Genomic DNA, 26,047 nt, shown 5'->3' on the forward strand with positions numbered 1-26,047 from the left:
AAAAAATTCCAAAAATTAACGTTTATTGGTATTTCCAAATCAGTAATATGAAAGAAGTACCTTTAATTATATCCAACTATAAGACCAGGTCGAAATACATACATATGGCCCTAAAACTCAAGTACTTGTTTAAAATTCGGTTCCAATTGTTAAAATTAGCACATTTTTCCTACATAAAATGGTGACGACCAATCTTTAAGGTCCATTTAATGAAATTAATAACACTACGGAACCCTTGGCCCTATAGAGCCGGAGGAATAAAATTAACTTGGATCAACCATTAAACGATACACATTCCACTTAAGGAATTCCATGGATAACAGCACATTCCGGAACACCTTTTAAGGCGAAAATCAATTATCCATAAAATCAGTATATTAGGTCGCCCCTATAAAACAAATCGACCAATGCAAGAAACCAATGAACATTTAAAAAGGGAGGTCGGTGTTTGGGGCCTAAGTGCCAACTTAGTAAATATTATGATAGGCGCCGGCATTTTTGCCTTACCTGCCATAGTTGCTGCCGGACTAGGTACTTCCAGTATTTACGCTTATTTATTCTGTGGTCTGTTAATTGCTTTGGTAATGCTCTGTTTTGCCGAAATAGGTAGTAAAGTAACTACTTCAGGAGGTGCCTACACCTATATTGAAACAATTTTTGGACCCTATTGTGGTTTTCTAACGGTAATTCTATTTGCACTTTCCGCCTTATCGGCAGACGGTGCCGTTGCCAATGCCTTGGTAGACGTTTTGGGGTCTATTTTTCCCTTTTTTAAATCCAATTTTGTTAGGACGTTCGTTTTTGTTATCCTATTTGCAGGACTGGGCTATATTAACGTTAGAGGTATTAAGGAGGGAATGGTTTTGGTTAAAACAATTACCCTCACCAAACTCATTCCTCTCCTATTACTGGTTTCCTTTTCATGGGGTCATATTTCCTTGGAAAACCTTATAATCGATTCTACCCCGACAATTTCGGAAGTAGGTGCTATATCCCTGATTCTGTTTTTTGCCTTTCAGGGCGCCGAGACCGGATTGTCTATAAGTGGCGAGGTGAAAAAGCCCAATAGGACTATTCCAAGAGCTATATTTATAAGTATCACTGGGGTTTTAATCCTGTATATACTAATACAAACGGTTTCACAGGGCGTGCTAGGGGATACCTTGGCCACTTATACCGAAAATCCTTTAAGCGTGGTGGCACAACAGGTGTTTGGCCCCGTGGGTTTGACCATAATCACAATAGGAGCTGCCATTTCTATGCTAGGAAATTTAAGTAGTGAAGTATTGAGTATGCCGCGGGTACTTTTTAGGGCCTCAAAAGACAATGTACTTCCCCTAAGACCACTCTCTAAAATCCATGACCGATATTCCACCCCCTATATCGCGATAATTACATATGCTACAATAGGATTCTTATTGGCCTCCCTGGGAGGGTTTGAACAATTGGCCGTTATTTCAAGTGCATCTATCTTATTGGTCTATCTAGGTGTATCCCTTTCTGTAATAAAATCGAGAAGAAAATCGGGTAAATCTACCAAACCAGAATTTCAAATACCTGGAGGTTACTTGGTACCCATATTGTCGATTATCATCATTGTTTGGTTGCTATCCAACCTAGAACCCAAAGAGGTTATTGGATTTGGGGTTTATATTGCGTTGCTTACTTTGCTATACTTCCTTAAGGATAAATTAGGGAAGGGAAAATAGGGGTAACAACACAACCCAATAACTTAAAATCAAAATGTATAGAGGTATTGTACGCTGTAATTAAGCCAATTTAGCCTTGTTCAATTTTGTAGTGAAAGACAATTCTTTTTTAATCTTCGAATTTTTGAACATGTACAAACGAGCCACTTTGTTCTCGTTTTTAACAGTAACTTCATTTGGAGTGGCAGTAACAATACTCATGGTAGCCGTTTCAACCTTTACTTCCTGTCCAACATTGTTGGCTTGAGCAGTTACTCCGATAAAAAGAACAAAAATTAAAGTTAAAAGCGTTTTCATGATGCGTTGTTTTGTTATGTAAATTTAACGCCACATGCACCCAAGTTTAGGTCACAAATCGTTTAAACCCCCTTATTTTTCGGTATCTGACAAATCTCTCGATTAAGTGCAGAGAATGCTCGGTGAATGAAAAGTAGGTTGGTATTCGCTAATCGATGATATCTGTTTTTAATCGGTTATTCCTACAGCATATTTGATATCGAAAGCCCTATTCAATCCAACATTGTAGTATAAAACTGATATTTATACCATATTAAAAATTGTATTACTCCATATCTGGCATCCATCATTTCCATACACCCAGCTTCGGTTTAACGTGAATACCTTTTATCGATAAAAATCCTTTCCCTTCCCTAAAGGCTGAAATAGAAATGATATTTTAATACTTTTAAGCAGAAAAACGTAAGTATTTTGGATATACGGATACTAAAGAAAAAAATATTTACAAGCAATACATTTGGTTAAACTGTCTTACCTTTAAAAAGGCAGGATTTTTGTAGTTAGATAATTGTTGCCCCATCCAAGTTGGTTGGACCACAAAAAATAGCATATAATAATTGTAAGAAATTCACCTATGAGACTTTTACAGATTACCCTATTCACCATTTTAGGATTGACGGCAAGCAGTTGTCTATCAAAAACCAAAACGGACCAAAAAACTGAAATGCTCACGGAACACACTCCAAGTGAACTTCAGGAATATGAAACCGCCTATTTTGCCAGCGGCTGTTTTTGGTGTGTAGAAGCGGTTTTTGAAAGTGTTAAGGGGGTCAAGGAAGTCGTATCCGGATATTCGGGTGGCAAGGAAAAAAACCCCACTTATGAACAGGTGGGTTACGGCCGAACCACCCACGCCGAAGCGGTAGAGGTTTATTACGATCCGAAAGTCATTTCTTTTGAAACCTTGGTAAAAGTATTTTTTGGTTCCCATGACCCCACTACTTTAAATAGACAGGGACCCGACAAAGGTGCTCAATATAGATCCATTGCCTTCTATAAAAATGACTCCGAAAGAAAAATCATAAAGGACTATATTGCCCAATTGGCTAAGGATAAAGTCTATTCAGCACCCATAGTTACGGAAGTAAAACCCTTTAGTGTTTTTTATGAAGCCGAGGACTATCACCAGGATTATGAAAAAAACAATCCCAACAATTCCTATATACTAAACGTATCCGTACCAAGATTAAAAAGATTTCAGGCCAAATTTCCTGAATTATTAAAGGAGGGGTCCCATTAAATTAACCACATCACAAATTTTGGAATCAAGGCCCAATGGTTACCACCTAACCTCACTGGGAGAGTGTTTATAGGTTGTGCCCAGGCAGGTAACAATAAGCGGGAACATCCATTTTCTAGTCGATTTTTAATTTAACGATTGGGCTAATTTTAGTGTATAAAGACAATATTTAATCACTTTTTTATACCTTTCAAGCTCACATTTTAAAATAAGATTAAAAAAATGAAAGTACGATCAAAAATCCCATCCTTTTTATTTGCCACCCTCTTGATGGGATCCTTATTAATAAGTTGCGCAGGAACGGAAAAGGACTCCACACCATGGATCAATTTATTCGACGGTAAGACCCTAAATGGTTGGAATCAAAAAGGTGGAGTAGCCAAATACGAAGTGGTCGATGGCACTATTGTTGGAACCACAGTTCACAACACTCCCAATTCCTTTTTGACGACCAACAAAATGTACGGGGACTTTATTCTAGAATTGGAATATAAAGTTGATCCATCCATGAACTCTGGAATCCAGATTAGGAGCAATAGCCTGCCAACGTACATGGACGGTCGAGTACACGGATACCAAGTAGAAATAGATCCATCAGAAAGAGCATGGAGTGCGGGTATTTATGATGAAGCCAGAAGGGGTTGGTTAAATCCGTTGGACAATAATCCAAAGGCACAAAAAGCCTTTAAACAAAATGATTGGAATCACTACAGAATTGAAGCTATAGGGGATACCATAAAGACATGGATCAACGACGTACCGGCCTCCTATTTAATAGATGATAAAACTGCAAGTGGCTTTATTGCGCTTCAGGTTCATGGCATTGGAAAAGATAAAACCGAAGGAACCCAAATTGTTTGGAAGAATGTAAAAATACTAACAGACAATTTGGAAACCTATTCCAGAAAAACACCTTTGACCCCTATTACCACTAAGAACAAACTTACAGTGGGTGAAGAAAAAGACAATTGGAAATTGTTATGGGATGGGGAAACTACCAAGGGTTGGCGTGGTGCACGATTGGATGGTTTTCCTGAGTCGGGATGGGAAATTGAAGACGGTATTCTTACGGTATTGCCATCAGGCGGTGAAGAATCTGCCGCTGGCGGCGATATAGTAACCACAGATATTTATGGCGATTTTGAATTAAAAGTGGATTTTAAGCTTTCCGAAGGTGCCAATAGTGGTATAAAGTATTATGTGAATACCGATCTTAATAAAGGACCTGGATCTTCCATTGGTCTTGAATATCAAATTCTGGACGATGCTCGCCATCCAGATGCCAAGTTGGGAAATCACGATGGCAGCAGAACGGTAGCTTCGCTTTATGATCTTATCCAGGCAGACCCCAACAAGCCGATCAATCCCATTGGGGAATGGAACACTGCACATATCAAATCGATCAACAACCATGTTGAACACTGGTTAAATGGAACCAAGGTTTTGGAGTATGAAAGGAAAAGTGATGATTATCGTAAATTGGTATCCGAAAGTAAATATGTGAAATGGCCAAATTTTGGCGAAGGAGACCAAGGTCACATCCTGCTTCAAGATCATGGGGATAGGGTTTCTTTCAAAAACATTAAAATTAAGAGCATAAACAAAAGCGAATAAATGAAAACGAGAAGAGATTTTATTAAAAAAACGGCAGCAGGCAGCGCTGCCCTTAGCTTGGGCGGTTTAATAATGCCAAGTATGGGTTACAGCAATATCATCGGGGCCAATGACAGAATAAATGTTGCGGTCATTGGGGTGAGAAGCAGGGCCAAGGCCCACTTCGTGGCCATACATAAAGACCCCAACGCCAAAATACTCTATAGTTGTGATGTAGATGACCAAATCTTGGAGGAGCACAATGTATGGTGCAAAAAGAATATAGGTTATATTCCCAAGGTAGAAAAGGACTTTAGAAAGGTATTGGAGGACAAAAAAGTTGATGCCGTTTTCATAGCAACCCCAGAGCATTGGCATGCTCCAATGGCTATCATGGCCTTGCAAGCAGGAAAACATGTTTATGTAGAAAAGCCCTGTAGCCACAATCCACACGAAAATGAACTATTGGTTGCCGCACAAAAGAAATATGGCAAAAAGGTGCAAATGGGAAATCAGCAGCGTTCCTCCCAAAGCTCCGCATTGGCCGTTAAGGAAATACGTGAAGGTATCATTGGAGAAGTGTACAAAGGGGAAGCCTATTATTCCAGCAATAGGGGTTCTATTGGTATTGGGAATAAGATAGAGGTTCCTAGCACATTGGATTGGGATTTATGGCAAGGACCGGCACCTAGGGAATCCTACAGGGACAATGTACATCCATACAACTGGCATTGGTTCCGTACCTGGGGCACTGGGGAAATCCACAACAATGGCACCCATGAAATTGATATTTGTCGTTGGGCATTGGGTGTGGACCTTCCTAACAGTGTAACCTCCTTTGGCGGTAAGTATACCTTTAAAGACGATTGGGAGTTTGTGGACAACCAACAGGTTACCTACAAGTATGATGATGATAAATTTATTACCTGGACTGGTCATAGTAGGGGCCTGATAAAACCGGAGCAACCTGGAAGGGGAGCCACTATTTACGGAAGTAAGGGGATGATTACTTTGAGTAGAAATGAATACAACCTTTATAATCTGGACGGTAGTTTAATCAAGAAGGTGGAAGAAGGGGTTAAAAGTGCTACTACCAATACCATGGGAATGGGTGGTTTGGATGTTAATCACATCCACAATTTCTTCAGTGCCATACGTCAGGACACTTCCTTGAATTCCGACATAAATGATGCCAGTATTTCCACTATGCTCTGTCATTTAGGTAATATTGCCCAAGACGTGGGTAGGACCATTCATATCAATCCAACCACGGGTAAGGTTAAGAATGATGATGAGGCCATGTCCCATTGGAAAAGGGAATATCAAAATGGATGGGAGCCTACATTGTAATACTTGTTTTTCCTATAAAAAAAGAGGGGGATTTTCTATCGAAAATCCCCCTCTTTTTGGTCATGATCATTCCCTTTACTGTAGAACAACTTCCGTAAACTTGGAATTTATGATAATGGACTTGCCACTACTCTTGTTTATATGATATCCCTTACTCAGGGTATTATAACCATTTTTAGTTTTTACCAATTGTAGCTCCTTTGGGTAAACCAAATCCGAATTGCTACCGTTTACCGCAATATTAAATGCGGTTTTGGGCAATATACACCGTAATTCGGCATTTTGTAGGTTGATATCCAGATCGGTAAAATCCTTGGAAATGGACTTAATGGTCAATGGGCCGAAATTATTTTTTATAAAGGCCTTGTTCAAAAGGTTATCAATATTCACGTCGGAAAAAGTAGCACTAAGGGTAAGGTTTTCAACCTCCTTGATATTTACATTCTCTGAGTAATCTGCCTTTAATTTACCATAGTTCCATTTTTGCACACTAACCGGCGAATAGGAAACATCAATATTGGTTTTATCCCCGTCAATGGTAGTGGCCAATAAGGTGGAATAGGATAAAGTAGCACTTAGATTTTTGGTGTTATCGGCCAAAATAACTTCCCCATGTCTTACGTTCATCTTTATTTTGGTCGATTTTGGCAATCTAATCTTAATGGTTTTCTTGACCTTAAAATTTTTATCCCCTCCCTTTTTTACTGAATAGAAAACATTGGGTGCATTGGGGTGGGGTATGTCCAAAACTACAAATTCACTATTAACCCCATTTACCGTATCGATCTCAATAGTAATTGTCTTGCTATTGTTTCCAATATCTTTTGCCCGTTGTTTCAACTCCATAGCCCTCCCCCTATGCTCTAATACTTTTTCGGCTATTTCCACTCGTTGCTTTTGTAGATACTGTAATTTCTCCAAACGCTCTTGTTGGGCATCTTCCCTATTCCTTTCCATTTCAAGTCTTCTTTTATGGATTTCAGCCTGCTTTAATTCCATATGCTTGCTCCATTCTTTCATTTTACGCTGATAGTCCTTATCAAAACCTTTATCAAATTCAGTTTTCCACTTCTTTAAATAGGCTTCCCCATCCTTTTTATAGGCTTCATAATCAAAAGGTTGTATGTTCATTGGGGGAAGTGGAGGCAATTCCATCACTTCTGGCAACTCTGGCAGTTCTACAAGTGGTGCTATGTTCTGGGCTCCCCCTACCCCATTAAATTGATCTAAAAAATCGATATCTATATCATCCGTATTATAAGTGATGAATTCTTGGCGCCCCATACCTGTGCTTACACTTACCCCCTTACTATTCCCTACAATCTTAACGGGTTCATTGTTGAAGTAATTGTTGGCCTCCGCCTCCGAGACATCTTCCAATTCCACCACGGCCACAACATCCACTTGATCCTTGTTCCACGTTTCAAATTCTATATCGGCATAACTGGTGTTTATTTCCAATACCACGTCATTGGCCACATTAAAATTCTCATGAAATGTTCTGGATTGTTTTTGGGCGTGTACACCACTTGTAGCAGTTACTAGAGCTATGGTCACCATAACTCCAATTTTCTCTATTATGTTCTTCATCTGTACTATTTTATTTTTCCTTTTTAACTCCATAACCTTTTTATATTATGGTAACCAGGTCTTTTACTCCTGCCTCGTCCCCAATTTTTTTCAGTTCCTGTAACTTATCCCTTAGTTTGTGCAGTAATTGTAATCTCAGTTGTAAATTCTTGATCAATGCCGTTATAGTCAGATCATTGGGGCCTATTTCATTTAATTCTATATTCAATTTTTTATACTCAACATTTAATTCCTCCAACCGCTCCATAAAACTATCCACCAAGGCCTTGTTACGATCTGAAATGTTTAATTGGGAAAGCTCCAAATTGATATTGACCATATAGTAATTTTCAACCTTTTTTAAATTCGGGGAAAGATCGCCGAGAGAAATACCCCTTTCTTCCGTGGCGGAGTTGTTTTTTTCTACTATAATTGTTTCCAAAGGCTCTGTGTTATTCCAATTCATAAAAATGTAGGCTCCTAAGCCAGTCAACATAATTATGGAAGCAGCAATTTTAAACCATGGCAAGGATGGCCCCTTAGCAACCGGTAGTTCCACTTCCATTCGTTTTATAAAACGCTGTTCATGCCCATCCTTCATGGATTGCACTATTTCCGTATTGGAATTCTTGAACATATCTCTAAGATCTTGCGACATACTTACTCGATTTTAACATTTCCTTTAATTGTCCTTTTCCCCTTAATAACCTTGTTCTACATGCGGTATAACTTATACCCAGTATTTCGGATATCTCATTGTGATCGTACCCCTCTACCAAAAATAACTGTACCACATATCTGTATTTATCGGGCAACCCCGCTATGGCATGCATTACCTCCTTTACCGTGACCGAATCCTCTACGGACCAATCCTCATCTTCGGCCACATGCATATACCCTTCATTCAATTCCACTGTTTTAAGTTGTTGCGATTTTAAAAAGTCGATACTCTTGTTTACTACGATCCGCTTTAACCAGGCCCCAAAACTTACCTGGCCCTTATATTGGTTTATTTTTTGAAAAGCCTTAATAAAGGACTCTTGGACAATATCTTCCGCATCGTCCGGATTTTTTATAAATCGCATGGCAACACAGAACATGCCCTGACAATACTGATTGTACAGTTTTAATTGTGCTTTGCGATCATTACGTTTACATTGTTCTACAATATCAATCTGAAACATTCTGGCCAGTTTCTTTGGTTGGCGGGAGGGTTTTACAACACCTAGAGCATTCCCCATAAATCCCAATTACCTAAAGGACGATGGAATGATCGAAATGTTGCAAAAAATAGTATTTTTATCATAAATCTTAAAAAGAACTATCTTGAATCAAGTTACAATAAAAAACAGTTTCATCACGCTTACCGTATTGGACTATGGGGCTATCATCCAAAAAATGGTCTTAAAAAACAAAGAGGGCGTAGATACCAATGTGGTGGTTGGCTTGGAAGAGCCTGACAAATATTTAAACGATAACAAATCACTGGGAGCCTGTATCGGCAGATACGCTGGTAGAATTTCTAAAGGAGGTTTTAAAATCAATAACATCGATTACCCCATTTTTTCAAAGGACGGGGTTCACCTTCACGGTGGACAAAAAGGCTTTGGAAAGAGATATTGGACCATAGAGCAGGTGCACGATGGGGACAATCCCTTTGTAAAACTGGGTTACCTCAGCAAGGATATGGAGGAGGGCTATCCTGGAAATCTGAAGGCCACGGTGACCTATAAGCTGGTAGGTTCATCCTTGTTTATAATTCACGAGGCCACAACGGATAAGGCCACGCCGGTAAACCTTACCAACCATTCCTATTTTAACCTGGACGGTGCCGAAACCATAGACCATTGGGATCTAAGGTTGTCATGTTCGCAATATTTGGAAACGGATGCAAAACTTCTGCCTACAGGAAAATTGATTTCCGTGAATAATTCAAAATATGATTTCCTCGAAATGAAAAAAATTGGTCAAGTCCGTTTGGACACACCCTTTGTTATGGATTCCGGTCAAGAAAAAGGTACCGTATTGGCATCCGATAGATCCGGTTTATCCATGGAAGTCATTACCGATCAACCAGGCGTTGTTGTCTATACCCCGACCGCCTTTGCCGCCATCTGTTTTGAAACGCAAAATTACCCGGATGCACCCAACCAACCCCACTTTCCCAATAGTATTCTGCAACCTGGAGAAACCTATCACAATGGAAGCGAGTTTAGGTTTAGTTTCGTAAATTAGAAGAATTAACCTAACTAAAATCCGAGGATATGAAATTTCTTAAGTGGTTACTAATAGTTATCGTAGTGTTGGTATTGGCCTTCTTTTTATTTGGAAAATCCTATCTAAAGGAACAGACAAAAAAGATCAGTCCAGAAAAAACGGTTACCTATAGCAAAAATGGAATGGATCTAACCGTAAATTACAGCAGCCCCTTTAAGAAAAATCGTGTAATCTTTGGGGAGTTGGTTCCCTATGATGTGGTATGGAGAACGGGCGCAAATGAGCCTACCACCTTTACTACGGGCAATAATATTAAAATAGGGACCAAAAGCCTACCGGCTGGAAGTTACTCTTTATGGACCATACCTGGCAAGGAGGGCTGGACCTTTATTTTCAATAACGAAATCCCGGATTGGGGTGTAACTATTTTTAGTGGCGGAAAAAAAACAAGCAGAAATGCCGACGCAGATGTTTTACAAATAAGTGTCCCGGTACAACAACTGCCACAAACCGTTGAAAGTCTGACTATAGATTTTGAGGATAACGAACAACTTCACCTAAGTCTTGCCTGGGACCATACCAAAGTAAGCCTTCCCATTAATAAGTAGATTTGATCACCAATAAAAACACCGACGGAAATAGCAACTCTAAAAACAAAACTTTTAGAAAAAAGAGTCCGTCTACGGCGGACTTGGTTCAAGGTATATTAAATGGTGATATAGCCACCTTGGCCAGGGCTATTACGTTGGTAGAAAGCACCAACATTGCACATTTTCAAAAAGCTGATGACATTATAAACCAATGCCTTCCCCATAGTGGCAAGAGCATACGAATTGGAATAACCGGAGTTCCCGGGGTAGGAAAAAGTACCTTTATCGAAACCTTTGGCACCCACCTTACGGCCCTGGGCAAAAAAGTGGCCGTACTGGCTGTAGATCCTACTAGTACCATTAGCAAGGGAAGTATTTTGGGAGACAAGACCCGAATGCAGGAACTGGTGAAGGATAGGAATGCCTATATCCGTCCGTCCCCTACAGGTTATTCTTTGGGCGGAGTTGCCCGAAAAACCCGTGAAACCATAATCCTGTGCGAAGCCGCCGGCTTCGATACTATTCTAGTGGAAACAGTCGGGGTGGGACAAAGTGAAACAGCAGTACATGGGATGGTAGATTTCTTTTTATTATTGAAATTGGCCGGGGCCGGCGATGAACTACAGGGTATAAAAAGAGGCATTATGGAAATGGCAGATGCCATTGTTATCAATAAGGCAGATGGCAAGAACATTGAACAGGCCAACTTGGCCAAAGTTGAATTTAGCAAGGCACTGCATCTCTATCCCCCAAAAGAAAACGGTTGGACCCCTAAAATCCTTAGCTGTTCCGCTATTCAAAAAAAGGGAATAACTGAAATATGGGAAGTTATTAAAGCCTACATAGACGATAAACCAGGCCTGGACGGAATATTGGAAAAAAGGAAAATACAAAACAAATACTGGCTACTACAGACCATTGAAGACCGGCTAAAGCAACAATTTTATGAAAACAAAAACATAAAAAACCATTTGGAACAAATGATAAAATTAGTTGTGGATGGCAAAATTTCACCATTCAACGCTGCTGAAAAATTGTTACGTCTGTCCAAGGAACCCAATTCCTAAGAATATTCTGGGACCAAGTACCTGTAGATTCATACCCGGAGGAATAGGCTATTTCCATGTATTGAATGTCATATTTTTATTCCAATAACACCTCCCAAATAAGAACTAAGGCCCAATACCACATAGGTTGACAAAGTTGATTATCTTTGGCCCTAAATTTTAAATACAAAAGCCCTTATCCTTTTTATAAAATGAATTACGAATTCACCATAATTATACCTGTCTACAATGAAGAAGATAATTTGGAACGCGTTGAAAAGGAGCTAAAGGAGTACTTGGTTGTATGCACTAAGAAAGCAAAAGTGTTGTTTGTAAACGATGGCTCCAAGGATAAGAGCCAACAATTAATTGAGGCCATTTGCCAAAGAAACGAAGCTTTTAGTTTTGTGAAATTTGCCCAGAACAAAGGGTTGAGTGCCGCCATTAAAGCCGGCTTTGACTATACGGATACCCCTTTGGTAGGCTATATAGACTCTGACCTACAAACCTCTCCGGAAGACTTCAACCTACTCCTTGAGCATATAGATCAATATGATCTTGTAACAGGGGTAAGGGCAGATAGAAAAGATTCCTTCGTCAAGAATGCCTCCTCTACCATTGCCAATAGTATACGTAGAGCGTTTACAAATGATGGAATGGACGATACCGGATGTCCACTAAAGGTCATAAAAACGGATTACGCCAAAAGAATCCCTATGTTTAAAGGTTTACATCGATTTTTACCTGCCATGATCTTGTTGCAAAATGGCACCATTGTACAAATTCCCGTTCGTCACTTTCCCCGTATGGCAGGAACGGCAAAGTTTGGTCTTTGGAACAGGTTATTGGGCCCCCTTATGGATTGTTTTGCCTATTTATGGATGAAGAAAAAATATATTAACTATCAAGTAGATAAAATAGGGTAAATGGCAGATTGGATGGTTTATGCAATTGGATTCATTGCCCAAATTCTGTTTTCCAGTAGAATGGTGGTACAATGGGTGCTATCGGAAAAGAACAAAAAAGTACTTACCCCTAGACTATTCTGGCAATTAAGTTTATTGGCCTCATTCCTGTTATTCGTCTACGGCTGGTTACGTGACGACTTTGCCATTATGTTGGGACAGGCCATTACCTATTTTATATATATCCGAAACATCCAGTTACAGGGTGAATGGACTAAGTTACCCCGGGCCTTTAGGGTTTTTCTATGGGTTTTTCCAGCGATAATCATAGTTTATGGCTACAATAACAATGCCTATGACCTACGGAATTTCTTCCAAAACGAAAATATTCCAACATGGCTACTATTGTTGGGAAGTATAGCCCAGGTAATTTTCACCTTTCGGTTCATATACCAATGGATCTATTCCGAGAAAAAGAAAACCTCCAGCCTTCCTTTCGGTTTTTGGCTGCTAAGTCTGGTCGGGGCATCCCTAATCCTAACCTATGCCATTTTCAGGAAGGATCCCGTCCTATTTGCAGGCCATTCATTGGGAATGATCGTTTATTTAAGAAATTTAATTATCCTTAAAAATGAAGTTCATGACGTGGTTGAAAAATAATCCAATTGCACTGATCTTACTCGCGGGAATCACCATTTTTCTATTTCAATTAAACGTTATTCCCGTCACTATCATGGAAGCCAGAAATTTTATTACGGCAAGGGAAATGATTACCGACGGCAATTGGTTACTCACCACTATGAACAATCTTCCTAGATATGAGAAACCACCTTTACCTAGTTGGATCACCGCTATTTTTGGATTGTTATTTGGGCTGGAAAATACAGCTGCTCTAAGGCTACCGACCATGCTCATGGCCATATTTTTGGGATATATTGGGTATAAATTTTCAATGCAACTACTGAACAATAAAAGACATGCACTTATAAATGCCCTTATTCTTTTAAGTTCATTCTACATAATCGTCATTACCATTGAGGCTCCTTGGGATATTTACACCCATGGATTTATGCTGACAGGAATCTATTTTTTATATAATTTTTTTGCCCTGCCCGGGAACAATTGGAAGAATAGCCTATTGGCCGCCATTTTCATTGGCCTATCCTTTATGAGCAAGGGACCTGTTTCCCTATATGGTCTTCTCTTACCTTTCCTCCTAGCCTATGGGTTTGTCTTTAAATATGAGGGCTTTGGATTGAGCAGGAAATATGTCCCCTTGGTTGCCATGATCGTCCTGGCGAGTATTATTGGTATATGGTGGTTCCTGTACGTTCGCCTTGCCGACCCCGATGCCTTCTTGGCCATAACGAAAAAAGAAACGGCCAATTGGTCCAGCTATAATGTACGCCCCTTTTATTATTACTGGAGCTTTTTTATTCAGAGTGGAATTTGGACCATACCAGCCCTCACAGGTCTTTTATATCCTTATCTTAAAAATAGGGTAAGTGATAAAAAGGTTTACCGTCTTACTTTTCTGTGGACCATTTTTTCAGTAATACTACTTTCCGTCATCCCAGAAAAAAAGGCTAGATACCTTGTCCCTGTTCTAATACCCCTAGCCATGAATACAGGTTTTTACATGGAATATGTCATTGGGAATTTCAAAAACGCCTTTGCAAAGAAAGAAAGAATACCTGTGTACTTTCATTTTGGATTATTAGGGCTTGTAGGTATTGCTTTTCCCCTTGCGGCATATTTCTTCCTAAAGGGTGGGTTAAGTGAATATTGGGGATATTACACCCTATCATCCGCGGTAATATTCAGCATAGGGATTTTACTTTTCATCCAATTAAAAAAGAAGCACCTTTTTAACTGCTTTTTGTTGACCATAGCCTTGGTGGGGGCCATAAAATCCCTGGCATTGCCACTGTCCGGGGCCTTGGACAGAAACACCCAATATAAAAGTATTTCAAACCTAGCGACTTCCAAGTCATACGAGGGTTTGAAAATCTATTGCTTTGGAGACATTGCACCTGAAATGATATGGGACTACGGTAGGGCAGTCCCCGTCCTTAAAGGGGATGAGGAAATACGAATACCCGAGGGCCAAAAATTTGCCGTTTTGGTGATTCCAGTCGAAGAAAATGAATTTAAACGTATCTTTGACCCGGAATATAGGCTTACATTAAAAAGTGTGTACGACCTAAATTACAATGCCGACCTAGGGACCAAAGGACATAAGAACCGTTTGATAAGTAATTTATATATAGTTCAAAAACGATGATGAATATCTTTTCCAAAATTGAAAAAATAGGATACATTATTCTATTGGCAATTGTTTTGTTTGGTCTTTTTTTAGGCCTAAGGGACGACATTTTTTTTGATGTTAACTATGCCCAGGAAGATGGACCTGTTGAATGGGGTACGGCCATAATGCTATTTGGTATTTTTTTACTTTCCCTATACCACCTATTAACTTTATGGAACTCCAAAAAATTATTGTGGAAAATGGGAACCTTCCTATTTGTAGTTCTTTTTCTTTTTGCCGCAGGTGAGGAAATATCATGGGGACAACGCATATTCGGAGTGGAATCAAGCGAGTTTTTTATAGAAAACAATGCCCAGGGGGAAACCAACCTGCATAATCTTGTGGTAGGTGAAAAGAAAATAAACAAAATCATCTTCAGTCAGTTATTATTCCTAGTGATGTTTATTTATCTTATTATAACCCCTATCCTATTTAGAAAATATAAATGGTTTAAAAATTTGGCAAGTACTTTTGCAGTTCCTATTGTTAAATGGCATCATACCATAGCTTTTCTAGTGACCACAATTTTGGTTGCCCTTAACCCTGCAAGCCGTAAATGGGAGGTGTACGAATTGGCATTCGCTGCAATCTTTTTCCTGATTTTTCTAGGCCCCTTGAACAAGGATATTTTTGAACGGGAACAACCAAAATAAGGTAGGCATAAAAGATTCACATACATGGAATGGAATCTTGGATCAAGACTGGTATTTGGAAACGGCCTTTAAAAAAAGCTGCTGAAACATTCCTCCCAAAAAAGTTCCGATAATAATACCGGTTACCACATCCAACGGAAAATGTACCCCTATATATATCCTACTATAAGCGACCACCGAAGCCCACAGGAATAGAAAAAATCCTATATATTTATACTTTGTCCGCAATAAGGCGGTAAAGAATGTAGCTACGGCAAAAGAATTGGCGGCATGGGCAGAGAAATAACCGAATTTTCCGCCACAGGAGCTTTTCACCAACCGCATTACTGCCTGTAATTCATGGTCATGGCAAGGCCTCAAACGTTGCACCCCGTACTTGAAAAAATTGGCCAGTTGGTCCGTTACCAATATGAGCAACGCAATAGCCACTAGGGTCATTAATAGCCGTTTTAAACCAAATACCTTATAGGTAAAAAATGCCAACAATGCATATAGCGGAACCGAACTCCATTTATTGGTCATAAAAAGCCAAAAACCGTCCCACTGGGCCGTACCTAAGTTATTTAGAAAAAGGAAGAGCTCCTTATCGTATTGTGCCAATTGGTCTATCATTACTTACTCTTCGTATCGAGAAATTTCCCTATCATAGAAAACCGTAGCCTGTTCAATTAAATTTTCCGCTTCCGCTTCCAATTCCTTTTCATCTTCCTGGGTAAAATCTTCCAACCACTCTACCTCATCATTCTCCAGATTAATTATAAATCTTGGGTATTCGGTATGTATCACGAAAATCGCTGTTGGATAATCCGTATTATCACCTAATAAAAATTTTGGAAATTCCATACTATAACTTTTTATTTAATGATCGATATCCCTAGAACAATTCCATCCTAGTAGATAACGACTGGCCTTAATATCAATCAATCTCTTGTAACGCCCTTTGGGCAATAAGTTTCTTGGTCAAATAATTAAACCGAATATACAACATTATTGCAGAGGCCGTAAGTCCGGACAACAGGCCTATCCATATCCCGGTACTCTGCAGTGGCGTATATAGACCCAGGTAAAAACTAATTGGAAAACCTATTATCCAATAGGCCACAAAGGTAATTAAAGTGGGTATCCTAACATCCTGAAGCCCCCTTAACGCTCCCAATACCACCACCTGTAAACCATCCGAAATTTGGAATACGGCCGCAACCAAAATTAGTTCGGCTGCAATCTTGATAACTTCCATGTTATCCACCATATTGGAAGCATCACCCAAATCCAGATATATTGTTGGCAGAAAATCGTTTAAGGCAACAAAGGATACGGCAAAAACAACTTCCAATATTAAGGTGAGCAAAAAAATGGATAATGAAATGCGTCTCAATTCCTTAAAATCCATCAATCCCTTTTGATTTCCCACACGGATCATTGCAGCAACGCCAAGCCCCATCCCTACCATAAAGGTCATACTGCTCAGATTTAACGCTATCTGGTTGGCCGCTTGGGAATTCTTGCCCAAAACACCACTTATCCAAACTGCTGCCGTAAAAATGGCTACCTCAAAAAACATTTGTAGGGCCGAGGGAAATCCGAGGTCAATGATTTTCTTGATGACCTTTTTCTCGATAATTCCAAAGTTAAACCCCGTAACATAATCGCGAAATTTCTTTTTGTTCTTGAGTAGTACCCAAAGAAAAATTACCATAATTATTCTGGAAATCAACGTACCCCATGCCGCACCTACAATTCCCATTTTAAGGAAGCCCCAGGAACCAAAAATTAGAAGATAGTTCAAAAGGATATTTACGAAGTTGGCAATTACCGTTGCATACATGGGATATTTGGTCTGGGACAACCCCTCGGAGAACTGCTTAAAAGCCTGGAATATAATTAACGGAACCAAGGAAAACGCCACCAAATCCAAATATGGCATGGCCAATTCCACCACTTCTGGAGGTTGCTTCATTAAATACATAAGCGGCTTGGCCAATAGAATAATCCCAAAAAGGGATATCCCCATTACTGTGCACAATAATAGCCCGTGCTTAAGAGCGCTTTTTCCTGCCCCAACATTGCCGGCCCCATCGGCTTCTGCTACCAAAGGCGTAATGGCCGTAGAAAACCCAATACCAAGGGACATGGCTATAAAAACAAAACTGTTGCCCAAGGAAACCGCGGCCAGTTCAGCAGTACCCAATTGGCCCACCATAATATTATCGGCAAACTGCACAAAGGAATGCCCCAACATTCCCAGAATAACTGGAAATGACAGGGATAAATTATATCGAAACTCCTTGGTATATTTCTGCAACAAAACGCTTTAATTTGAAGGGGCAAATATAAGGGTTAGCATTGGTTTTAGAACAATGGATTTATTCCATGTTCGGCATTAATTTCATGATCTCCCATAAATGGATGCAAAAAACCTATATCCATCTCCACCCGACGATCTGTTATATATTTCCGGGTTATATTCCAAATATGTTGGTTTTACCACAGCAGCGCATGAATAGTATTTTAAAATGCAAAAAAAATACGCTATATTTAAGACTATCATGCAAGATGGAGATCAAAGAGCTTTTAATAGAGCATTTGATACGTCAATTGAAGGATAATCACCCCCCCAACAAACTTTATTATAACCTCAACCTTTATATCGTTGTAAAAATCCCTTATATGGATAGAATTGAAAAATCTACAAAAAAAACCTATCTGATTTATACTGCCAGTATTACCCTTATAGTTTCTATTGCTGTTATAATATTTACCGAAAACCTAAATATTGCGAAATCGGATTTGCATTCCATAAATATAGCTGGCCGACAAAGAGTATTATATCAAAAAATAACAAAAGGTCTAATGGATTTTAGTGAAATCAAAGAGGCCAAATTGGCACAGGCAAAGCTAAAAACCTTGTCTGGCCACCTTAGCGAATGGGAGACCAATCATGCATATCTACTAAATGCCAATAAATCAATAGGAGATTCGAGAATAGATTCCTTGTTCGCACTCATTGAACCCTTTTACCAAAAGACAGTGATGTCTGTCAACAAAATACTTGACCAAACAGATCATGTAAATAATAGTCCATCGTTAAACATTGACGCCACTGTGGACAATCGGAATCGATATTTGGATTTTATAGATCCGATCGTTAAAGAATATGAACACAATTCCAATGCCCATTTCTCCTCCTTAAAATTTCTGCTCTATGCCCTTGCATCTGGTATAATCCTTTTCATTATATCCCTATTTTACTTTGTTATAGTACCCACAACCATCAGATTAAAAGAAAAATCACAAGCGCTGCTCACCACGAAAAACACCCTTGAGGATTCCTATAAAGAAACACACAGAAAAATGTTGGAAATAACTGCCCTAAAAGCTGATGTGGAGACCGAAGCGGAATACAAAAAAATTTTCATTGAAGAAGCCCCCAACGCCATTGCCATGTTCGATAACAACATGGGATTCCTAGCCGCCTCTAGACAATGGCGAATGGACTACAACCTTTTGGACAACAAAATTATTGGAAAATCACTTTATGAAATATTTCCTTCCATAGATGAAAGATGGAGGAAAATTCACCTCGAATGCCTCGCCGGGGCTATTCACAATGAAGATGAGACCAAGTATACTTGGCCAGATGGAAGAGTGCAATGGCTTACTTGGGATATAAGGCCTTGGTACACTTCGAAAAAGGAAATAGGGGGAATATTAATTTATACCACAGACATTACCACTATAAAGGAAAAAGAAAAAGAAAAACTAAGGATAGAGCAAATCTTGGACAAAGCCAACCAAGTAGCAAGAATTGGTACCTGGGAAGTAAATATGATCAGTGGCAAAATCCACTGGAGTAAGGTAACATGTGAAATTCATGAAGTACCGCATGACTATGTACCTAAACTTGATACGGCCATAAACTTCTTTAAAGAAGGTGCAAGTAGGGAAAAAATTCAAAATGCAGTAAAAAATGCCATTGAAAAAGGCATCCCTTATGATGTGGAAGTAGAGTTGATTACCGCTAAAGGGAAAAGCCGTTGGGCACGTGCCATAGGACAGCCAGAAATGGTAAACGGCCAATGTGAAAGACTTTATGGGGTTTTCCATAACATCAATGAAATTAAAGTTTCGGAAAATGCCCTAAATAAAGCCAATGAGGAACTTACTGCCATTTTTAATGTGAGCCCCATTTCCATTATCGGAACCGACTTCAACGGTTTAATTACCCATTTTAATAAAGGAGCCGAAAATTTATTGCAATATTCAGCTTCCGAAATGATCGGGAAAAAGACTCCGGAAATTATACATCTGAAGGAGGAAGTAATAAGACATGGCAAGGTTTTATCCCGCTTATTCGGTAAAAATATTAGCGGATTCGATGTTTTTGTTGAACATGCAAGGAGAAATCATTTTGAAACCATGGAATGGACCTATGTACGTAAAGACGGTTCACAATTTCCTGTGCAATTAATAACAACTGCCATTAGGGACAAAAATGGAAAAATCAAGGGATTTTTAGGAGTGGCCACGGATATTACAGAACAGGTCAACAATCGAAAAAAATTAATAGAAACAAAAGAAAGTCTTGAAGTACTAACCAATAAACTTACCAACCAAAACCGACAATTAGCAGATTTTGCACATATAACATCCCATAATTTACGGTCACCGGTAGCCAACCTTCAAACCTTATCCGGTTTCTATAAAGATGCAGAGAGCGAGGAAGAACGAAACGAATTATTTCAAAAATTTGAAGTTGTTATCGGCCATCTCGCCTCTACCCTGAATACCTTGGTCGAAGTTATTCAGACAAAGGACCAAAGTACAAAAGCCACTCAAGAATTGTCCTTTGAAAAAATTCTGACCAAAACCCAGGAAATCATATCGAGCCAGATAACACAATCCGGAGCCATCATAAAAAGTGATTTCTCAAAAGCCCAAAAGGTGGTTTATAACGATATATATCTCGATAGCATTTTTCTTAATCTGGTTTCCAATGCCATTAAATACAAATCCGAGGAACGAGTGCCGGAAATATATATCGAATCAAGAATTGAAGGTCGTAATACAGTACTAACGGTAACAGACAATGGACTGGGTATAAATATGGAAAAACATGGTCATAAATTATTTGGGCTCAACAAGGTTTTCCACAAACATCCGGAAGCCAAGGGGGTTGGACTATATATGACCAAAGTACAGATTGAAGCAATGGGGGGTTCTATTTCAGCTTCCAGTAAAGAAGGTGAAGGCTCCACATTTACGGTGATATTTTAATAAATTGGAGTCACTAAATACAAATATCTGGATTTAAAAAATAGACTTTGATGGATGATGCTACCAATAGGTGGTATATAGTGTTGGGGATAGTATAAAAATCAAATGCTCTTGGCTTCCTCCCAGAAAACATCCATTTCGCCCAAGGTCATATCCTTTAAGGCCTTACCGCTTTCCTTGGCTTTGTTTTCCAAATATTGGAATCTTTTTATAAATTTCTTATTGGTCCGTTCCAAAGCATTCTCGGGATTTATATTTAAAAAACGGGCATAATTCACCATAGAAAACAAGACATCCCCAAACTCTGCCTCCATGGCATCCAACTTTCCTTCCTTCACTTCTTCCTGGAATTCCTCCAGTTCTTCCTGAACTTTTTCCCATACCTGTTCAGGTCTTTCCCAATCAAATCCAACTCCCGCCACCTTATCTTGGATACGATTGGCCTTGACAAGGGCAGGAAGACCATTGGGAACTCCTTCCAAAACACTTTTTTTACCTTCCCTCAATTTTATTTTTTCCCAATTCTGTTTTACTTCTTCTTCATTTTCGACCACAACATCCCCATAAATATGTGGATGCCTATTGATGAGCTTATCACATATATCATTGGCTACGTCCGCTATATCGAAATGCTGGGTTTCACTCCCTATTTTAGCATAAAAAACAATATGAAGGAGTACATCACCCAATTCCTTTTTAATCTCCTCCAAATCATTGTCCAAAATAGCATCGCCCAATTCATAGGTTTCCTCAATGGTCAGATGCCGTAGCGTTTCCATGGTTTGCTTTTTGTCCCACGGACATTGGGCCCGTAATTCATCCATTATTGTGAGTAGACGATCAAAAGCTTGTAATTGGGCTTCCCGAGAATTCATAAAGTTGACTTTTAAGCAAAAATACAAAGTCTCTACGGTTCCAACTATCGCATGTTCCGAGTTTTTTAGCTAACTTTAGTTCCTTACTTATCGGATCGAACCAATATGACCCACATAAAATCAATTCTTCCCCCTGCCGTTATTGGCGTTGACCTTATGTCTTGGGTTATAATAAAGGATTTGGAAGGGATGCAACACCATCGTGGATGGTCATGGATCCTTCGTCTTTTATCGATTGATAATATAATTTAATGAAACCATAGATACTTAAAAATCAAACCAAACAAATGAAACCTAAAACGAACCTAAAAAAAATAATATCAACTTCTTTGATCCTATTCCTTTTTGGACTGCTACCTGCACAGGATGTATTGCAAAAAGCCAATATTTTTCTTAACAGTTTATCCGAGGAGACAAAGGCCAAAACCCTATTTACTTTTGAGGATACTGAACGTTTTAATATGAATTACGTACCCATTCCAAGGGAAGGGGCCACCTTCCATGATTTTAACGAGACTCAAAAAAAGGCGGCACTGGACTTGTTAAGGGCCTCTTTGAGCGAAGAAGGGTATCGCAAGTCCCAGGAAATTATGGAACTGGAAAAGGTCCTGAGGATTATAGAAAATAATGATAACGATAAAATGCCCGATGGCAGACCAAGACGTGATCCGCTAAATTATCACTTTTGTATTTTTGGCAATCCATCCATGGACCAACCATGGGGGTGGCGCTTTGAAGGCCACCATCTTTCCTTAAATTTCACTTCCACCCACGGTGCCATTAGTTCTTCTACCCCTACCTTTTTTGGAACTAACCCAGGTATTGTGCGCAGTACGGAATACAAGGGCAAAGAAGTACTTAAAAAAGAGGCGGAACTTGGTTTTTCCCTTGTCAACTCCATGACACAGGAACAGTTAAAAACTACTTTGTATACAGATGTAGCCCCAAGCGATATTATATCATTAACCAAAAGAAAGGCAGCATCTGTGGAGCCTATGGGAATTTCATATTCAGAATTGTCCCAAATCCAGAAGAATACTATGATGAAACTAGTGGACCTTTATATTGAGAATTACGAAAGTGATTTTGCAGCCGGTTTTAAGGATAAAATATACAAGGCGGGAATAGAAAATTTAACATTTGCCTGGGCTGGAAGCCTACAGCCCGGAAAAGGACATTACTTCCGAATTCAAGGTCCTAGCCTACTCATTGAATATGACAATACCCAGAACAATGCCAACCATGTACACACAGTAGTTCGCGATCTGACCAATGATTACGGGGAAGACGTATTGAAGGCCCACTATGAAAAAGATCACAAACATTGATTTCAGAAAACATAACCTTACATATTACGGCATATAATAACAAGATGAAAAAAGTTATAAGACTAATTTTGGCATTACCCATTCTGTTTTCCGTATCCTGTAAATCCCTACAAACCTCTTTGATTGCCAAGGATGCCGAAGTACAATTGGTGGCCACCGACTATACATTTACCGAGGGGCCAGCATTAGCTCCCAACGGTGATGTTTTTTTTACGGACCAGCCCAATGATCGTATTCTAAGATGGTCTGCAAAGAACAAATCCGTATCTGTATATATGGAGCCTTCAGGAAGGTCCAACGGACTCTATTTTGACCACCAAGGAAACCTATTGTCCTGTGCCGATGATAAAAATCAGCTTTGGCAAATAGATCCCCAAAAAAATGTCACAGTCCTAATCGATAATTTTGAAGGCAAAAAACTAAATGGCCCCAACGACCTTTGGGTGGATCCAAAGGGAGGAGTTTATTTTACGGATCCATTCTACAAACGTCCTTATTGGACGAGAACCCAACAAGAGATTGAACAACAGCGGGTATACTACCTTACGCCTGACCATAAGGATATACATATTGTTGCCGAGGACTATGTGAGGCCCAATGGCCTAATTGGCAATAAGGATGGTAGTCTTTTATATGTTGCGGACATAGGCGACAAAAAGACCTATTCATATACCATAAATCCCGATGGCAGCCTAAGTAACAAGACCCTATTTGCCGATATGGGCTCGGATGGCATGACCATGGACAACCAGGGCAACGTGTATCTTACCGGTGACGGAGTTACCGTATTTGCTCCAAATGGCAAACAAATTTTACATATCCCCATAGATCAAAAGTGGACCGCAAATGTGACCTTTGGAGGGAAGAACCAAAAAACCTTATTTATTACGGCCATGACTTCTTTGTATACCCTGAAGATGAACGTATCGGGGATTAGATAAAACCATATTTTAAAGAGATCCTTATTGAAAATTTACAACCTTGCCAATAAAGGGCCATATAGTGAGAAACTCTATAAAATGGGGAACTTGCGACAAACATTTAAAAAATAATTAATACTTGCCACAATGGAAAAAGGAATGATAAAAGTTAGCGTATTGTATCCCAACGGAGAGGGCAAAAATTTTGATATGGATTATTATTGCAACCAACATGTTAGTCTGGTTGGGGAATTATTAGGAGATGCTGTAAAGGCTGCAACCGTTGAAAAAGGAATTGGTGGAGCTATCCCTGGATCTGCTGCTACTTATGCAGCTATGGGAAATTTATATTTTGCATCGATGGACTCATTTCAGAATTCCTTTGGTCCCAATGCTGAAAAAATTATGGGCGATCTTCATAATTTCACAAATATTGAACCTATTGTTCAAATTAGTGAAGTAATGCTATGATTGGGCTAGGATGGTGCACCCTACTAGTTGTTTAATTGAAACAACTGCCCATACTTGATGCTAGTACTATTATTTTAGGAGTCGCCCTACCAAACCGTAAATAAGTAAAGAACACAAAAAATTGCTATTGGCATGTTGCTACCTATAGCATAGGGCCAGGATAAATGGAGCTTTGGGTATAGCGTTTTTGTCTGTTGAAGTTGGTTTGGAAATCTTATCTTTAGGATATCAATCAATTTACAACATGAAAAATATATTCCATTTACCTACACTTATAATCCTGCTATTATTTCTATGGGGGCCAGCAAAGGCACAATCGTCCCCCAATTCCAACCCTAAGGTTACATTAGCGGGTATTGACCGGGAACGACTAAATAGGTACGATGAATTCTTAAAAAACGAAATAGAGGAAGGAAGGATGCCTGGAGCCGTCTCCTACATAATGCGGAGAGGGGAAATTGTGCACGAAGTGGCTTATGGATACAGCAGTTTAAAAGATAAAACTCCAATTCAAAAAGATCAATTGTTCCATATTATGTCCATGACAAAGCCCATCGTAACGGTAGCTTTTATGATGTTGTTTGAAGAAGGACATTTCTCCCTAACCGATCCGGTCTCCAAATATTTACCACAGTTCAAGGACCTAAGGGTAGCCGAGGATGTTGGGCAAGGTGCAAATGGCCAAACCCAACCTGCCAATAAGGAAATTACCATTTCCCATCTTTTGACACATACGGCCGGCTTTTCACATGGTCTGGGAGGTACAAAATTGGACAACGAGATTGCCAAAGCACTTTACTCAGAATCCCATAAGAATATAGAAAACAGAGTAAACACCATGATAAAAATGCCCTTGGTAGGGCACCCGGGCGAACAATGGTACTACAGTGCATCCCCGGATGTTCTATCGCTACTTATTGAACATTTCTCAGGGATGACCACTGCGGGGTTTTTAAAACAAAGGATATTCGACCCCTTGGAAATGGAAGACACTGGGTATAATATATCCAAAGAGAATAAGGGAAGATGGATGCCCGTTCACCATATGGACAAGCAAGGAAATCTGATCAATTCCGCTGCACAATTACCTACAGAGGGCAATACTATTTTTGGCGGCACCCACGGCCTTTTTTCCAGTGCCCCCGACTATATGAAATTCTGTCAAATGTTGCTTAACAAGGGAGAATACAAAGGCAAACATTTACTGAGTCCCAAAACCGTGGATATCATGACCATGAACCAAGTTGACGACCTATACCAGGCGCCAGGGCAAGGTTTTGGGCTAGGGTTTGGGGTAACCACTAATGTGGCAGCCAGCAAAACCTTAGGTTCCGTTGGTCAATATTATTGGAGCGGTGCTTACTGCACCTACTTCTTTATCGATCCTAAAGAAGAAATGATTGTAATCCTTATGAGTCAACTACAACCTTACAGTAATTATTACGGGGAAAAAATGAGACAGTTGGTATACCAATCCCTCGTAAGGGAATACTAACCCATTTGTTAATTAAGAAGATTATTTCTATTCTTGGATGTTCTTTGAGGCAACTGTAGCAACGCTGCCTTATGCAAATATTATAGGGATTTACAAGTGGTATGTTCACAATACGTATGGTTACATACCATCAAGATTAATACAACACCAACTAATTAGGGATATTCCCGTTAGCGAACAAGCAATGTCCCCGGTCGAAAATTATTT

The 26,047-nt window shown here is 39.4% G+C and carries 24 protein-coding genes; 16 read left to right on the plus strand and 8 right to left on the minus strand.

Going from position 1 to position 26,047, the window contains the following annotated elements:
* The first annotated feature begins 407 nt into the window (after nt 1-407).
* Nucleotides 408-1,709: an APC family permease gene (locus C7972_RS09165; RefSeq protein WP_110355875.1), complete on the plus strand. Its 1,302-nt coding sequence runs from the start codon at nt 408-410 to the stop codon at nt 1,707-1,709.
* 60 nt (nt 1,710-1,769) lie between these two features.
* Here the strand turns inward: C7972_RS09165 and C7972_RS09170 are convergent, their stop codons facing one another.
* Nucleotides 1,770-2,006, minus strand: coding sequence for a hypothetical protein (locus C7972_RS09170; protein ID WP_110355876.1), 237 nt, complete (start codon nt 2,004-2,006; stop codon nt 1,770-1,772).
* Between the two features lie 574 nt (nt 2,007-2,580).
* Here C7972_RS09170 and msrA point away from each other — a divergent pair.
* The 3 genes from msrA (at nt 2,581) to C7972_RS09185 (ending at nt 6,189) form a co-directional block, all read left to right on the plus strand.
* Nucleotides 2,581-3,246, plus strand: coding sequence for a peptide-methionine (S)-S-oxide reductase MsrA (gene msrA / locus C7972_RS09175; protein ID WP_110355877.1), 666 nt, complete (start codon nt 2,581-2,583; stop codon nt 3,244-3,246).
* A gap of 222 nt (nt 3,247-3,468) precedes the next feature.
* Nucleotides 3,469-4,860 carry a DUF1080 domain-containing protein gene (locus C7972_RS09180; RefSeq protein WP_110355878.1) on the plus strand — a complete coding sequence of 464 codons (1,392 nt, stop codon included), beginning with the start codon at nt 3,469-3,471 and terminating at the stop codon, nt 4,858-4,860.
* A complete protein-coding gene (locus C7972_RS09185; RefSeq protein ID WP_110355879.1) occupies nt 4,861-6,189 on the plus strand; it encodes a Gfo/Idh/MocA family oxidoreductase in 1,329 nt (442 codons plus the stop codon).
* A 75-nt stretch (nt 6,190-6,264) separates the two neighbouring features.
* Here the strand turns inward: C7972_RS09185 and C7972_RS09190 are convergent, their stop codons facing one another.
* From C7972_RS09190 to C7972_RS09200, 3 genes are read right to left on the minus strand one after another with little or no spacing between them, the layout of a single operon-like run.
* Entirely contained in the window at nt 6,265-7,779 is a 1,515-nt protein-coding gene (locus tag C7972_RS09190; protein ID WP_146216290.1) for a hypothetical protein, read from the minus strand.
* Nucleotides 7,780-7,819: 40 nt separating this feature from the next.
* Complete coding sequence (locus C7972_RS09195) at nt 7,820-8,416, minus strand: hypothetical protein (protein ID WP_110355881.1); 597 nt, start codon at nt 8,414-8,416, stop codon at nt 7,820-7,822.
* Entirely contained in the window at nt 8,400-8,942 is a 543-nt protein-coding gene (locus C7972_RS09200) for an RNA polymerase sigma factor (RefSeq protein WP_110356062.1), read from the minus strand. Before C7972_RS09200 ends, C7972_RS09195 begins: the two co-directional genes overlap by 17 nt.
* A 142-nt stretch (nt 8,943-9,084) precedes the next feature.
* On the opposite strand from C7972_RS09200, the gene C7972_RS09205 reads away from it, so the two are divergent.
* The 7 genes from C7972_RS09205 (at nt 9,085) to C7972_RS09235 (ending at nt 15,477) form a co-directional block, all read left to right on the plus strand.
* The gene (locus tag C7972_RS09205; protein WP_110355882.1) at nt 9,085-9,993 is read left to right on the plus strand and encodes an aldose epimerase family protein; all 909 of its coding nucleotides are present in this window, start codon (nt 9,085-9,087) and stop codon (nt 9,991-9,993) included.
* A gap of 29 nt (nt 9,994-10,022) precedes the next feature.
* Complete coding sequence (locus C7972_RS09210) at nt 10,023-10,583, plus strand: DUF2911 domain-containing protein (RefSeq protein ID WP_110355883.1); 561 nt, start codon at nt 10,023-10,025, stop codon at nt 10,581-10,583.
* 2 nt (nt 10,584-10,585) lie between these two features.
* On the plus strand, nt 10,586-11,632 hold the full coding sequence (meaB, locus tag C7972_RS09215; protein ID WP_110355884.1) for a methylmalonyl Co-A mutase-associated GTPase MeaB: 1,047 nt from the start codon (nt 10,586-10,588) through the stop codon (nt 11,630-11,632).
* 191 nt (nt 11,633-11,823) lie between these two features.
* The gene (locus C7972_RS09220; protein WP_110355885.1) at nt 11,824-12,537 is read left to right on the plus strand and encodes a glycosyltransferase family 2 protein; all 714 of its coding nucleotides are present in this window, start codon (nt 11,824-11,826) and stop codon (nt 12,535-12,537) included.
* Nucleotides 12,538-13,176: a lipid-A-disaccharide synthase N-terminal domain-containing protein gene (locus C7972_RS09225; protein WP_110355886.1), complete on the plus strand. Its 639-nt coding sequence runs from the start codon at nt 12,538-12,540 to the stop codon at nt 13,174-13,176.
* On the plus strand, nt 13,157-14,800 hold the full coding sequence (locus C7972_RS09230; RefSeq protein WP_110355887.1) for a glycosyltransferase family 39 protein: 1,644 nt from the start codon (nt 13,157-13,159) through the stop codon (nt 14,798-14,800). Before C7972_RS09225 ends, C7972_RS09230 begins: the two co-directional genes overlap by 20 nt.
* Nucleotides 14,797-15,477: a hypothetical protein gene (locus C7972_RS09235; RefSeq protein WP_258364804.1), complete on the plus strand. Its 681-nt coding sequence runs from the start codon at nt 14,797-14,799 to the stop codon at nt 15,475-15,477. Before C7972_RS09230 ends, C7972_RS09235 begins: the two co-directional genes overlap by 4 nt.
* Before the next feature lie 42 nt (nt 15,478-15,519).
* Here the strand turns inward: C7972_RS09235 and C7972_RS09240 are convergent, their stop codons facing one another.
* From C7972_RS09240 to C7972_RS09250, 3 genes are all read right to left on the minus strand, one after another.
* Nucleotides 15,520-16,089, minus strand: a complete 570-nt coding sequence (locus C7972_RS09240; RefSeq protein WP_110355889.1) for a phosphatase PAP2 family protein — start codon at nt 16,087-16,089, stop codon at nt 15,520-15,522.
* 3 nt (nt 16,090-16,092) lie between these two features.
* On the minus strand, nt 16,093-16,320 hold the full coding sequence (locus C7972_RS09245) for a hypothetical protein (protein WP_110355890.1): 228 nt from the start codon (nt 16,318-16,320) through the stop codon (nt 16,093-16,095).
* A 73-nt stretch (nt 16,321-16,393) separates the two neighbouring features.
* Nucleotides 16,394-17,782 (minus strand): MATE family efflux transporter, encoded by a 1,389-nt coding sequence (locus C7972_RS09250; RefSeq protein WP_110355891.1) that lies wholly within the window; start codon nt 17,780-17,782, stop codon nt 16,394-16,396.
* Between the two features lie 362 nt (nt 17,783-18,144).
* On the opposite strand from C7972_RS09250, the gene C7972_RS09255 reads away from it, so the two are divergent.
* Nucleotides 18,145-20,751, plus strand: a complete 2,607-nt coding sequence (locus tag C7972_RS09255) for a PAS domain S-box protein (protein ID WP_181422846.1) — start codon at nt 18,145-18,147, stop codon at nt 20,749-20,751.
* A 101-nt stretch (nt 20,752-20,852) separates the two neighbouring features.
* Here the strand turns inward: C7972_RS09255 and mazG are convergent, their stop codons facing one another.
* The gene (mazG, locus tag C7972_RS09260) at nt 20,853-21,626 is read right to left on the minus strand and encodes a nucleoside triphosphate pyrophosphohydrolase (protein ID WP_110355893.1); all 774 of its coding nucleotides are present in this window, start codon (nt 21,624-21,626) and stop codon (nt 20,853-20,855) included.
* A gap of 287 nt (nt 21,627-21,913) precedes the next feature.
* Here mazG and C7972_RS09265 point away from each other — a divergent pair, with 287 nt between their 5' ends.
* From C7972_RS09265 to C7972_RS09280, 4 genes are all read left to right on the plus strand, one after another.
* Entirely contained in the window at nt 21,914-22,954 is a 1,041-nt protein-coding gene (locus tag C7972_RS09265) for a DUF3500 domain-containing protein (RefSeq protein WP_110355894.1), read from the plus strand.
* A 44-nt stretch (nt 22,955-22,998) separates the two neighbouring features.
* The gene (locus C7972_RS09270; protein WP_110356063.1) at nt 22,999-23,895 is read left to right on the plus strand and encodes an SMP-30/gluconolactonase/LRE family protein; all 897 of its coding nucleotides are present in this window, start codon (nt 22,999-23,001) and stop codon (nt 23,893-23,895) included.
* Between the two features lie 126 nt (nt 23,896-24,021).
* Nucleotides 24,022-24,345, plus strand: coding sequence for an EthD family reductase (locus C7972_RS09275; protein ID WP_258364805.1), 324 nt, complete (start codon nt 24,022-24,024; stop codon nt 24,343-24,345).
* Between the two features lie 244 nt (nt 24,346-24,589).
* Nucleotides 24,590-25,840: a serine hydrolase gene (locus C7972_RS09280; RefSeq protein ID WP_110355895.1), complete on the plus strand. Its 1,251-nt coding sequence runs from the start codon at nt 24,590-24,592 to the stop codon at nt 25,838-25,840.
* Nucleotides 25,841-26,047: the final 207 nt, after the last annotated feature.

Source organism: Arenibacter sp. ARW7G5Y1 (assembly GCF_003201775.1).
Taxonomy (GTDB): Bacteria; Bacteroidota; Bacteroidia; order Flavobacteriales; family Flavobacteriaceae; genus Arenibacter.